At 61.4% G+C, this 13,204-nt stretch carries 8 protein-coding genes, 1 tRNA gene and 2 pseudogenes; 5 read left to right on the forward strand and 6 right to left on the reverse strand.

Annotated features, from left to right (window positions below):
• Positions 1-6: 6 nt before the first annotated feature.
• Together IE061_RS11285 and IE061_RS11290 are read left to right on the forward strand one after the other, a co-directional pair.
• Positions 7-2,244, forward strand: a complete 2,238-nt coding sequence (locus IE061_RS11285) for a hypothetical protein (protein WP_096921344.1) — start codon at positions 7-9, stop codon at positions 2,242-2,244.
• A 155-nt stretch (positions 2,245-2,399) separates the two neighbouring features.
• Positions 2,400-2,803: pseudogene (locus tag IE061_RS11290) on the forward strand (DDE-type integrase/transposase/recombinase); the annotation flags it as partial.
• 45 nt (positions 2,804-2,848) lie between these two features.
• Here IE061_RS11290 and IE061_RS11295 read toward each other — a convergent pair.
• A tRNA-Ile gene (locus IE061_RS11295) sits at positions 2,849-2,925 on the reverse strand.
• Positions 2,926-3,109: 184 nt separating this feature from the next.
• Between IE061_RS11295 and IE061_RS11300 the strand changes: the two genes are divergently transcribed.
• Positions 3,110-3,685 carry a hypothetical protein gene (locus tag IE061_RS11300; protein WP_016916346.1) on the forward strand — a complete coding sequence of 192 codons (576 nt, stop codon included), beginning with the start codon at positions 3,110-3,112 and terminating at the stop codon, positions 3,683-3,685.
• Between the two features lie 50 nt (positions 3,686-3,735).
• Here the strand turns inward: IE061_RS11300 and IE061_RS11305 are convergent, their stop codons facing one another.
• From IE061_RS11305 to IE061_RS11325, 5 genes and pseudogenes are all read right to left on the reverse strand, one after another.
• Complete coding sequence (locus tag IE061_RS11305) at positions 3,736-5,571, reverse strand: ABC transporter ATP-binding protein (protein ID WP_096921346.1); 1,836 nt, start codon at positions 5,569-5,571, stop codon at positions 3,736-3,738.
• Between the two features lie 62 nt (positions 5,572-5,633).
• Positions 5,634-6,442: pseudogene (locus IE061_RS11310) on the reverse strand (ABC transporter ATP-binding protein).
• Positions 6,439-7,521, reverse strand: a complete 1,083-nt coding sequence (locus IE061_RS11315) for a FecCD family ABC transporter permease (RefSeq protein WP_096921347.1) — start codon at positions 7,519-7,521, stop codon at positions 6,439-6,441. The pseudogene IE061_RS11310 and the gene IE061_RS11315 overlap by 4 nt, the downstream one beginning before the upstream one ends.
• Positions 7,522-7,609: 88 nt before the next feature.
• On the reverse strand, positions 7,610-8,578 hold the full coding sequence (locus IE061_RS11320) for a FecCD family ABC transporter permease (RefSeq protein ID WP_039175661.1): 969 nt from the start codon (positions 8,576-8,578) through the stop codon (positions 7,610-7,612).
• Positions 8,579-8,634: 56 nt separating this feature from the next.
• A complete protein-coding gene (locus IE061_RS11325) occupies positions 8,635-9,612 on the reverse strand; it encodes an ABC transporter substrate-binding protein (protein ID WP_096921348.1) in 978 nt (325 codons plus the stop codon).
• 244 nt (positions 9,613-9,856) lie between these two features.
• On the opposite strand from IE061_RS11325, the gene IE061_RS11330 reads away from it, so the two are divergent.
• Entirely contained in the window at positions 9,857-12,043 is a 2,187-nt protein-coding gene (locus tag IE061_RS11330) for a TonB-dependent receptor domain-containing protein (RefSeq protein ID WP_096921349.1), read from the forward strand.
• A gap of 190 nt (positions 12,044-12,233) precedes the next feature.
• On the forward strand, positions 12,234-13,154 hold the full coding sequence (locus IE061_RS11335) for a LysR family transcriptional regulator (RefSeq protein ID WP_039176031.1): 921 nt from the start codon (positions 12,234-12,236) through the stop codon (positions 13,152-13,154).
• The last annotated feature ends 50 nt before the right edge of the window (positions 13,155-13,204 follow it).

Consider the following 13,204-nt stretch of genomic DNA (forward strand, 5'->3'; position numbering starts at 1 on the left):
TCTAGAATGAATAACACTCGCACTAGTGACACTGCAGAAATTAAAGCCAAGATTATGTCACGCTCGCGCAGCCAGCTTTTGTCAAGCTATGCGCCGGGTAAGCTGTTTTCCTTTGAGGACGGACAGGGAAGCTGCAAGATCCTATCTGTTAATAGCACACCTTTCCCGGGCAACGACATCCTTTACATTCAAATGGCCTATCTAATTGAGGATACCGCGTCTGGCTGGTATAGCGTAGGTATGCGTTGCAGTGACAACATCGCCCCCCGTCAGGTACTAGACAGCTCACTGCTCACGGAGCATGGCACAGTCAACAGGCTCAAAAAGCTCGAAACTCTGTTTCATGTCATGAACCCCGACCAGATGGGTTATGAGGTCTTCCCGCTGACCTATACTTGCGGCCACTGTGACTACTTCCTGCGCTTCAACAAAGAGGAGCGTGCGGCGTCATTCTTCAACTCGAATGACGCATGCCCGCACTGCGGTGGAAAACCGCAGTGGCATCAAGTCGATGTGGTTAACGTGCATCCTTCTGGCCGGGTCGAGCCACTATCACCGGCCCGCTGGAATGTCGACGAGCATGGCGAAGTCTCTCAATGGAGCAGTGGCTGCACCTCCTGTGGGAGCACCGAATACACGCTTGACCACCGCAGTAGCAAGCTAAGCGAGTGGCAGTTTATCTGCGCTAACCCAAACTGCATCCAACCGCGAGATATCATCAACAACGACCGTGAAACCCTGGAGATTCTCGACAATCCGCTGGAGCGCATCCGGCTCGCGCGTTTCCGTGCCAGTCCAGCCAATGCATCAAGCACGCACTACACAATTCTGGATCAGTTTGTCATTTTAGGTGGTCTAGGTCTCACTGATAGCGAACGGCTGGAGGAGTTAAAGGAGGTCATAAGCCGGGATGACCATGCAGCATTGGAAAAATTTGTCGCCCACCGATATGGCTATGTGGGAGATGAAATGAATCCTGAGGATATCATCACACGCCTGGACAAAAACAATCTCAAATCAGTCGCCCAGGAACTAAAATTAGCATATGAAGGGTTAAAGGATGCCCAAAATGAAAAAACCTCTCCGAGCATTCTGTCAATCATGAAGAACCACTTCGAGGAATCTAAAAGAAAGGCTATTAACGCCTGCAGCGAACTTAAAGATGAAGTATTCCAGGCCCCAGCAGAAATTCGTGACAAGCTGATACCGGCTGTGCGTCAGGAATTCTCCTCTCGCTACGACCCTTTCCTGCTGGCTGTGGAACACGACTCGCTGCTCAAGGACATCATCCTGAGCGGAACCCATGGCGGCAGTCGCGTGTTTGTTCCCTTTAACAGCCTCGACGATCTCCTGGCTCCCAATGATCCGGAAGAGCGAGCTGCGATAGAAGACCGTGTCAACCAAGCCATGCGAGCTCTGGGTCTGGAAGAGGTCGGCCTCCTTAGAAAATTCCCCTTGTGCCGCTTCAGCTACGGTTTCACCCGCCGCGAGTCCAAACCTTACGTGGAAGAACAGAATGTCGTCATGCCGGTGCGCTTGAATTTGTTTCCCGTTTTACTAGGCGGCGACAAAACCGGCCACAAGAAAAGCCACAACAAACATCCAATCTACGCCATCAATCAGGATAATGAGGCACTCTACTTTCGGCTCAGTGAAGATGCTGTCTATCGCTGGCTGCAGGCCTTCGATGAACCACTGAGCGATCTTTTCCAGTGGTCGCCGGGAGACGAGGTCGCCTTTGGAGGCCGCCTCCTGGAGCGAGCACTTCCATGGGGACGCTACGTGGACAAACTCAATCCAGAAGACACCCACAAGGTGTATCCAATGGTGTACACCCTGCTACACTCCTTTGCCCACCTGGTAATCAACACCATCGCTCAGGAATCCGGCCTCGACCAAGCCTCCCTAGGGGAATATCTTTTCCCTGCGGACTTAGCCTTCGTGGTCTATCGCAATGGTGCCACCATGGACTTAGGCAACATAAGCTCACTTTGGCGCAGTCGACGCGATGCCCTGTTGAGCGACATGCTCAGCCCGCGTGCAACCCAATGTGGCTCCGGCAGTTTATGCGACAGCCGCGGCGGAGCCTGCCCAGACTGCATCATGATCCCTGAGGTCAGCTGCCTGGCGGGTAACAATCTGCTAACCCGCTCAGTTCTGCGCTCCGGTCCCAATTCCTATGAAGCTACTCGTGAACTCTGTCCCATCCTCCCGGGGTTCTTTGATGTCAACGAATCCGCTTAAAACTACCGTCCTGGATGTGTAGTGATTCAATAAAACCAGACACCAACGTAGGTGGTAATATTGCCACCAGAAGCGAGGTGTCTGATGACCAAGCAACGACGTGCTGTTTCGCCTGAATTGAAGCAAAAAGCTGCCAGCCTGAAGGTGACGTCGACATCGGCTGGGCTATGTCGTCCAGCCCGGATGCAAATCTTATTGTGAAAGCGCTGGATCACGCTTGGGAGCAACGTGGTCAGCCTAAGAGCGCCATGTTCCATTCCGGTCAGGGTAGTAACTATGCAAGCCACAAGTGCCGCCAAAGACTTTGGCGCTATCGAATGAAACAAAGCATGAGCCGACGAGGCAACTGCTGGGACAACTCCCCGATGGAAAGGCTGTTCCGGAGCTTGAATCAGAGTAGATACCGTCTTGGGGATATCGAAATCTACCTGAGGCCAAGAAAGACGTTAGTAGCTATCTGATGGGGTACTACAATCAGCAGCGCCCTCACACGTTTAACGATAACCTGCCTCCCGTGGAGGCTGAGGAAAACCTTAAATTACTGTCCGGTATAAGTTGACCACTGAAGGCAAGATAAAAAAACGGCGAGAAAGCCATTGAAGAGTGGTGGGCCCAGTAGGACTTGAACCTACGACCAAGGGATTATGAGTCCCCTGCTCTAACCAACTGAGCTATAGGCCCGAAAAGCGTGCATATCATAGCGAATGTGTGGGGGCACGGCTACCCCTTGGGGCGCTATCTTGTGGTAGGGCGGCACTTTTTCGGGCAGGCTGCGATACCTGACGTGATGCGGTTGCCCGCGGGCCTTCGGGCACTAATCGGCGCGGCCGGGGTCTGCTGATGACTGCTTCTATGGAGACACGCTGTGAAAGCCTTGATTGCTCTTTTTCCGCTGCTGCTGGCGCTGCCCGTTCAGGCCGACTGGCAGTTGGACCCTGCCCAATCGCAGGTGCGGGCGTCCATTACCCAGTTGGACGGTAGCGCGCCGCAAACTCATCATCATCACGTGAGCAATTTGCAGGGCGATATCTCCCCCGATGGCACGCTGCGCCTGCCGCTCCGGCTGAGCCAGACCGACGTGTTGCAACGTTTGGGTGACCTGCCGCCGTGGGTGGGCCTGCTGGCCAATACGCCGCTGGTGACGCTGGTGGCACAGATGCCACCCGAGCGCCTGGACCGCCTGGACATGGGCGAGGAACTGGTGGAAACCCTGACCTTTCGAGTCCAAACCGACCGGCTGACCCAGGAGGAAGCGGTGCCGCTGCGCTTTACCCGCGTCGGGCTGAACGAAGTGCGTGTCACCCATGCCGAACCGATGGCGCTGGATGGGAATGCCCTGATGGCCAACAGCACGCTGCGCACGGTGCTTTCCCTGCTGGGCTATCAGCAGATCGATGAGCATGTGCCAGTGACCCTGAACGCGCTGTTGGTGAACCGCTAAACGCAAGCGCCGCCCATGGGGCGGCGCTTGAGTGCGTGGCACGTGACGGCCTAGCGGCCCAGTACTTCCACATCGCCCGCCTGGGCGGCTCCGGTTTGTACCCGCCACTGGGCGGCGTAGTGGCCATCGGCCTGTAGCAGGCTGGCATGGCTGCCACGCTCCGCTACCTGGCCTTTCTCGATCACGACGATTTCATCGGCATGCACGATGGTGGAAAGCCGGTGGGCAATCATGATGACCGTACGCCCGTGGGCAATGCGCTTCAGCGAGCGCTGGATCGCCGCTTCGGTTTCGTTGTCCACGGCGCTGGTGGCTTCGTCCAGCACCAGAATGGGCGGGTTCTTGAGCAGCGCCCGGGCCAAGGAAAGGCGCTGGCGTTGGCCGCCGGAAAGGCGCACGCCCCGCTCCCCCACCGGGGTGTCCAGCCCTTGGGGCAGCGTCTCGATAAAGCTCCAGGCTTCTGCGGTTTTGGCAGCCTCGATGATGGCGGCTTCGTCGGCATCGGGCATGCCGTAGGCGATGTTGTCGCGAATACTGCCCTCGAACAGGTACACATCCTGGCTGACCAGGCCGATGGCCTGGCGCAGCGAATGCATGCTGACCTCGGTAATAGGCTGGCCATCGACCAGCACGCGGCCACTGGCTGGGTCGTAGAAGCGCAGCAGCAGCTTGATCAACGTCGATTTACCCGATCCCGTGGCCCCCACCAAGGCCAGCGTGGTGCCCGCCGGAACGTGCAGGTCTACCCCGTTCACGCCTACCTGGCTGGCCTCGTACTGGAAGCTCACCGCTTCGAAGCGCACCTCGCCTTTCACCGGTGCGGCCAATGCCTGAGTGCTGTCGTCTTTCACCGTGATGGGGACTTCCAGCAAGTCCAGGATACGCTTGGTGCTGGCCATGGCGCGTTCGAACAGGTCGATGACCTGGGCCAGCCCGGTCAGCGGCCAGAGCAGGCGCTGGGTCAGGAACACCAGCACGCCGTAGGCGCCTACGTTGAGGCTGCCGTTGAGCGCCATCATGCCACCCACGGTGAAGGTGGCCAAAAAGCCCGCCAGAATGGCCATGCGGATGACCGGAATAAACGCCGAACTGACCCTGATCGCCTGACGGTTGGCATCTACATAGGCTTCACTGGCGCTGCGCAGGCGTTCGGCCTCACGGGCTTCACTGGTGAAGCTCTTGATGGTGGCAATGCCGCTCAGGTTGTTGGAGAGCCGGCTGGAAAGGTCGCCCACTTTCTCACGCACCTCGCTGTAGAGCGGCCCCGCCTTGCGCTGGAAGAAGAACGCTCCCCAGATGATCAGCGGGATGGGCGTGAAGGCCAGCAGCGCAATCAGCGGGGAAAGCACGAAGAACACGGCCCCCACCGCCACCACGGTCACTCCCACCTGAATCAGCGCGTTGGCTCCGCCGTCCAGGAAGCGCTCCAGCTGGTTGACGTCATCGTTCATGGTGGCCACCAGCTGGCCTGAGCTCTTCGATTCGAAAAACGCCATGTCGAGCCGCTGGGCATGCTCATAGGCATCCTGGCGCAGGTCGGCCTGGAGCCGCTGGGCCAGGTTGCGCCACAGCACCTGGTACAGGTACTCGAATAGCGATTCCCCCGCCCAGATAAAGAAGGTCAGCACCGCGAGGATGGCGATCTGCTCGTGCGGGGTTTCGAACCCCAGGCGGGCCACGAAGCTGTTCTCCTGGTTGACCACCACATCGATGGCGACACCGATGAGAATTTCCGGGGCAATATCGAACAGCTTGTTGATGATGGAGCAGATCGTGGCAGCGGTAATCCGCCGACGATACCCCTTGGCGTAGCGCAGCAGCCTGACCAACGCCTGAAAACTTTGGTTGGCAGAACTGGCGGAAGAACTGGGCGTTGAAGAGGCCACGTGGGTTCCTTTTAGCGTGTTGTCATGTATTTTTGGCCTGGAACCCCTCCACGGGGCTCCGCTCATTCAGAACGTTCGGCGCGGCGCACGTTGGCGAGCAGCGGGCTGCCGGTATCCGGGTCCAGCAACAGCGTGCATTCTACCTGATAGAGCGCGCGCACCAAGGCTGGTGTCACCACATCGGCTGGCGCCCCCTGGTCAACGATCTGGCCATCGCGCATGGCAATCAGGTGGTCGGCGTAGCGGCAGGCGCTGGCCAGGTCGTGCAGCACCATCACCACAGTGCGGCCATGGCAGGCCAGCGTGCGCACCAGCTCGAAGACTTCGATCTGGTGGCCCAGGTCTACGCTGAGGTGGGCTCGTCCAGCAGCAGCAGCGGCGTTTGCTGGGCAATGGTCATGGCGATCCAGGCACGCTGGCGCTGCCCGCCCGAGAGAGCTTCCAGCGGTCGGTCGGCCAGCGCTTCCAGGCCTGCGGCGGTCAGCGCGTGCTGCACGACCTGCTGGTCTTCCGCCGACCACTGGCGTAGCCACCCCTGGTGGGGCTGACGGCCAAAGCGAATCAGCTCGGTGACGGTGAGCCCCTCGGGGGCCACGGCTTCCTGGGGCAGCAGCGCCAGTTGGGTGGCGAGCTGGCGCGTGGGCAGGCGCTGAATGTCGTGGCCATCGAGCAGTACGGCGCCACCATCGGGCTTATGCAGCCGGGCAAGCCCCGAGAGCAGCGTGGATTTACCACAGCCATTGGGGCCAACGATGGCCGTCACCTTGCCGCTGGGCAGCTCGACGCCCAGCTCCTTGATCACCTGGCGTTGGCCATAACTCATGCTGAGCGCGTCGGTGGCCAGGGTGGGTAAACCGGGGGCAGTGCTCATGGGCGACTCCGTTGCGGGCGCATTAAAATCCATAATAACCAGGGGCCACCTACCACGGCCGTAACGATGCCCACCGGAATCTCGATGGGCGCAAACAGGGTTCGCCCGGCCAGGTCGGCCAGCACCATCACCAGCGCCCCGGCCAGGGTGGCAGCCAGAATCGGCACATGGCGAGCGCTGGAGAGTGAGCGAGCGATTTCAGGCCCAATCAGCGCCACCATGCCCACCGGCCCTGCCACGGCAACGGCGAAGGCAGTCAACACCACCGAGAGCATCAGCACCTGAAAGCGGCGGGCGGTGACGCTGACCCCCAGGCCAGTGGCCGTGGCGTCCTTGAAGCGCAGCACGGTCAGGGAGCGGGCCAGCGCCATGGCCGCCACCAGGCCCAGCAGCAGCCCCACGCCCAACAGTTGAACGCTGCCGCTGGGCCGTGCATTGAGCGAGCCGACCGTCCACGGGTAAGCGGCGTTGGCGGTGTCGATGGCCACCCGCGCCAGCAGCAGTTGGGTAATGGCGCCAAACACGGCCCCTACCCCAATTCCGGCCACGATGAACCGATAGCCCTGGGTCCCGCTACCCGCCGCCAGGCCGAACGTCAGCACGGCCGCCGTGGTGGCCCCGGCCAGCGCCATGGCAGGCGGGGCAATGCCCACCCCCAACCCCACCACCGAGGCCACGGCAAAGGCAGTGGCGCCGTTGTCGATCCCGATGATGCCCGGCGTGGCCAGGCGGTTGCGGGCCAGGGTCTGCATCAGCACCCCGGCCAGGGCGAAGGCGGCCCCGGTATAGCACGCTGCCAGCAGGCGCGGCAGGCGCAGCTCGCGGACCATGAAGGTGGCCATCATATCCCCCTGCCCGGCCAACGCCGCCAGCACCGCACGAGGGGCCAGCGCCACGTTGCCCAGGCTCAGATAGAGCAGGCTGGCGGCCATCAGCGCCAGCAGCAACCCCGCATTCACCGCCACGGCACGCTTCTCCAGCAACACATGGTAGCGTCCTGTTGTGCTCTGCAAACGCCAATAGCCCGCCGGGGTAGCGGCGGGCGTGGCCAAGGGGGCGGGGGTTGTCATCGGCCACATCGGCCTTGCACCCAACGTCGATTTTGCCGTCATTTTCATAGCGTCAGCGTCCAGGCAAGCAGCGGGCTTGCACAGCATGAAGAGAGGGTCACAGCATGGGTAAACGACGGGCGCGCACCACGGCAATCAGCACCGGTGCGCCACACAGCGCCGTGAGCACGCCCAGCGGCAGTTCGGAAGGCGCCACGATGACCCGGGAGATGATATCGGCGGTGAGTACGATCAACGGGCCTATCGGCAGGCAGAACCAGAGCGTGCGGCGAATGTCCGGCCCGGCAATGGCGCGGGCCACGAACGGCACCACCAGCCCGACGAAGGCAATCGGCCCGGCAATGGCCGTGGCCGCCCCCACCAGCAGCGCCACACAGCCAATCGCCAGCCAGCGAATCAACCCAGGGCGATGCCCCAGGCCGCTGGCTGCCCGCTCGCCCAGCGCCAGCGCCGCCAGGGGGCGGGCGATGAGCGCGACCGTGGCCGCCGCCACTGCCAGGCTGGGGAGCACCGCCCACCAATCCTCCAAACGTCGGCCCGCCAGGCTGCCCACGACCCAGAAGCGGATTTCATCGGCAGCGCGCTGATCGTAGAGCAGCATCAGGGAGCTGAGCGAGCCCAGCAGCCCGGAAAACGCCGCCCCGGCCAGCACCAGCCGAACCGGGTCGTTGCCGACACCGCGAAAGCGCGCCACGCTGAGCACGCACAGGCAGCCGATCAGTGCGCCCAACTGAGCCACGGAGATACGCAGGGTGGCGGCGCTGGCCCCCAGCACCAGCGCCAGCGCCACGGCGAATGCCGCCCCAGCGCTGACCCCCAGCAGGCCCGGCTCGGCCAGCGGGTTGCGCGAAACGGCCTGCAGCAGTGCGCCCGCCACCCCCAGGGCTACGCCTACGGTCAGGCCGATCAGGGTGCGGGGGGCGCGCAGCTCCTGCACCACGAACAGCGCTTCGCTGTCGTCCACGCCTTGCAGCAACCCCAATACGCGCACAGGGCCCACTTGGCCCGCGCCAATCACAAGGCTAACGACACACACCGCCAGCAAGGCGGTGAGCAGTATCAGCATCCAGGTCGTTGCGGAGCAGCGCCGGGCGGCGCTGCTCCCTATAAAAGCAGCAGACATCACGGCAACAACGCGTTCTCGATGTCATCCAGGATGGCCTGGGCCGCCAGCGGGCCGTTGGCGCTGCTCCAGAGCTGGCCGTTGACCGGCACGACTCGGTCGTTTTCGACGACGTTCAAACGAGTGAACGCCGGGCTCTGGCGGGCAGCATCCAGCGCGGCCTGGCCATCGGCGTTGAGGGTCGCCAGAAACAGCCAGTCACCGTCTACCTGAGACAGGTTTTCCAGGCTGAGCACGTCGCTGTGGGCGCTGTCTGGCTTGATCAGCCCGGCATCCTGCACCTCCAGGCCCACGCTATCCAGCAGGCCCGTGGCAATCAGGTCCTTCGACATCACCATGGGGCCGCTGGGCATCCAGCGGGCCAGCACGGCCGTGCCGCCTACTCCAGCTTCAGCAATGGCACTGGCCAGCTCTGCGGCGCGCTGCTCCACGGCGGCAATGGCCTCGTCGATCTGCGCTTCGCGGTTGAGCGCCTGGCCATACAGGCGGGCTTCGGCTTCCCAGTTATCGGACGCCAGCGGCTGCGTGTGAGGCACGACGGTAGGCGCAATACGCGACAGCAGCTGGTACTGGGCCTCGGGAAGCTGCGGTGCCGCCAGAATCAGGTCGGGCTGCTGCGCCAGCACGGCTTCGATGTTGATCTCGCGCACGACGCCGACGATGGCCGGGCGCTCTTCGCCCAGGTAGGCTTCTACATATTCTGCCACGTTGTCACCGCCCCGAGTGGTCACGGCGCCCACCGGAAGAATGCCTGCGGCCAGCGAGGCATCCAGCGCCCCCTCGTAAAGGGTGACCACACGCTCGGGGTGGTCGTTGACCTCGACCTCGCCATAAGCGGTCTCCAGGGTGCGCGCCTGGGCAGCACCGGCGATCAGGCTACCGACCACCAGCGCCACGACTGTTCTACCCGCCAACCCGATCACACCACGCCCGATCCCACTAGGCCCGATCCCTCTGCGCTGCAACGTACGGCCCATGAAAGCCTCTCCCGATTGAGTGTTGGAAAGATAGTAACGATTCTCAACAGCACTTGCACCCTTATTTACGCGAATGCGCCGTTGCATAACTTGCAACGCTTGAAGGCGACTCGGGGCCGTTTCGGTTCATGCAACGCACCGTTCGATGAAACAGCCTCGCGCATGGGAACTTTTCTTCTTAGAATCCCAACCTCTTTTGATAATCAGTTTCATTAGCAAATAAGTTTCATCTCAGGGGATCGCCATGCCACGCTTTACACGTTCTGCACTGGCCAGCGCCATTGCTGTCAGCATGACCGCCACAGCCGTCAACGCTCAGGAAACTGCCCAGCTCAACAACATGGTCGTGACAGCGGCCGGTTATGAGCAAACGCTCAACAACGCGCCCGCCAGCATTTCCGTGGTCACCCGTGAAGAGCTGGAGCAGAAGCAGTTTTCCAATATTGCCGAAGCCATTGCTGACGTACCGGGAGTGGATGTCCGCGCTGGCACGGGCAAGACCGGCGGATTGAACGTTTCCATTCGTGGCATGCCCAGCAACTATACCCTGATCCTCATCGACGGCCGCCGCCAAAACGCCTCTGGCGATGTGACCCCGAACGGTTTTGGTGAGACCTCCACCAGCTTCATCCCCCCGCTTTCTGCCATCGAGCGTATCGAGGTGATTCGTGGGCCGATGTCCACGCTTTACGGCTCCGATGCCATGGGTGGCGTGATCAACATCATCACGCGCCGCGTTGGCCAGGATTGGGCAGGCTCGGTGTCGGTGGAAAACTCCTTCCAGCAGAATCGCGACGAGGGCAACAGCTCCGCCATCAACCTCTATGCTTCTGGCCCCTTGGTGGAAGACACCGTGGGCCTGCAGCTGCGCGGCCGCCTGTTTGACCGCGACAGCTCAGAGCGCATGATCGAGAACAGCTCAGGTCGCGACCCGCGCCCCTCGGAAGCGCGCATTTACTCCATTGGCGGGCGCATCAACGTCACGCCGGATGAAACGAACGAATTCTGGCTGGATGCCGAGCGCTCCCGCCAGACCTACGACAACAGCGACAGCCGCCTGGGCAACCTGGACACCCCCGCGCGGGTGTTTGGTTATGAAGACGAAATGCGCTTCAACCGCGATCAGGTCGCCATTGGCCATACCGGACGTTTCGAAGCGGGCACCTGGGAAAGCAGCATCAGCCACAGCGAAACCGAAACCCTGGGCCGCACCCTGCCAGCGGGCAATGCCCCCGACTACGGCTACGTGGCACAAGGCGGCGAACCCCGCCTGCTGGAAAACCGCGATATCGTGGTCGACAGCAAGTTCGTGGCCCCGCTGGGTGACCACATGGTGACCGTCGGCGGCCAGTACATCGACGCCCGCCTGGAAGACGGTACGGCAGGCAACGAGCGTTTCGAGCAGAACAGCTGGGCCGCGTTCGTGGAAGACGAGTGGCTGCTGCGCGATGATCTGGCGCTGACCCTGGGTGGCCGCTACGAAAACCACGACGCCTTTGGCGGGCACTTCAGTCCACGCGGCTACCTGGTATGGAACACTACTCCCCACTGGACGCTGAAAGGTGGTATCAGCCAGGGCTACAAGACGCCCACGCTGAACCAGCTGCATGATGGCGTCAACGGATTCGGCGGCCAGGGGGCAACGGTCAATATCGGCACCCCAGACCTGGAGCCGGAAAAAAGCACCAACTATGAAATTGGCGCCATCTACGACGATCAGGAGCGTTTCTCTGCCGGGGCAACGCTGTTCTTCACCCAGTTCCGCGATCGTATTGCCGACGCAGACGATATCCCCAACTGCCAGTTCATCGACAGCAATGGCAATACGCCCTATGCGGGGCTGGCCAACTGCTTGAGCGTGGGCAACTTTACCCAGCAGGAGAGCTTCGGGCAGTTGACCAATATCGACCGCGCCGAGACCCGCGGCGTCGAGCTGAGCGCCAACTATCAGATTGCTCCGGACTGGCGTGTCAGCGGCGGCTATACCTTCACCGATTCCGAGATCACCTCCGGTGACAACGAAGGGATGATTCTGACCAACACGCCGAAGCACAAGCTGACTGCCGACCTCACCTGGCAGATCAACGACCGCTGGAGCACCACGCTGGAAGGCGAGTACTACTCTTCTCGCGAGCGCTTCTCGGCAGGCCTGCCCACGTCGGGTGAAACGCTCTCACTGTATCAGCAGCTGGGCAACAAGCTGGACGGGTATGAGCTGTTCAACCTGCGCAGCACCTACCGCTTCTCCGACAGCGTGCGGCTGACCGGCGCGGTCCAGAACCTGCTGGACAAGGACTTCACGGGCTACGACACCTTCGAGCATAACGGCGACACCTACGCGGCCTACCGCTACACCCAAACCGGCCGCTCCACTGACGGTGTTGCGCTGAACGGTCGCAGCTTCTGGTTGTCTGCTACTTACGAGTTCTGATCGTAGGTCGCCTACGACCCTTACTGTTTCAATGCTGATTTGATGCCCTGGCCTGGTGCCAGGGCTTTTTTTATCCGCAGCTGAGAAGGCCTTGCCTAGAACACAAATACAAACACAAATATAAATTATTTTCATTCATCAAGATAAATGGCACACTATCCTCTCCATGACTCAGCTCGGTGGCCGTGCCATGTACGATTTCGATGAACTTGCCGCATTTGCCGATGTGATGTCGACGGGTAGCCTGACCCGCAGCGCCCAGAAGCTGGGGCTGGCCAAGTCCACCCTGAGCCGTCGCATCAGCCAACTGGAAGCCCGCCTGAATCAGCCGCTGCTGCGGCGCCAAGCCAATCGCTTGATCCCAACCGAAGCGGGGCTGCTGTTCCAGAGCTACTGCAACGAGCTGCTGGCCATGGCGGCCCATAGCCAAGAGGCGCTGGCCGAGCTGCGTGAAGAGATCAGCGGCAAGGTCACCCTGGAAGTGCATGGCGCCCTGGCCCGAGGCTGGATGGCGGGGGTCGTGGATGCCTTCCTGACGCGTTACCCCAAAGTGGAGCTGACCCTGCGCACCCGCGAAACGCCGCCCAGCAAGATGCATAGCAACAGCGTGCATATCTGGTTGGGGGCCAATCATGAATGCGGGCTCAATCAGGAGCGGCTGGGGTATCTTTCGCGGGGGCTGTATGCCAACCCAAGCTATCTGAAACAGGCAGGCCGCCCACAGCACCCCAGCGAACTTGGCGAGCACGCCTGGATCGACCTGCTGGATACGGCTTCCAACGGGTTGCTGCTGCATCATTCAGAGCATCCCGACTACCTGTTCGATGCGCCCCGCTCGCGGCTACGCGTCGACCTCACGGTACTGCACATCGATGCCATTGCTTATGGCCAGGGCATTGGCCTGCTGCCCCACTGGGTGGTGGCAAGGCGCGAAAAGCATCACCCGGGGGATCTGGTGCGCTGCCTGCCGGGCTGGGAGCCTGCGGCGCTGCCTGTCACCATGCTGTATGCCTACGGGCAACACTCCCGGCGGGTCAACGCCCTGCTGGAATTTCTGCGTGAACAAGTCCCAGCCGAGTGGCAGACCACTCGCTCACGGGTCAATGCCTGACACCCACGTCACGTTGCTTGCCTGTACAGTGCGTTATTGCCGACAATAGA

Origin of the sequence: Vreelandella hamiltonii, assembly GCF_014651795.1 — a bacterium.
Taxonomy (GTDB): Bacteria; Pseudomonadota; Gammaproteobacteria; order Pseudomonadales; family Halomonadaceae; genus Vreelandella; species Vreelandella hamiltonii.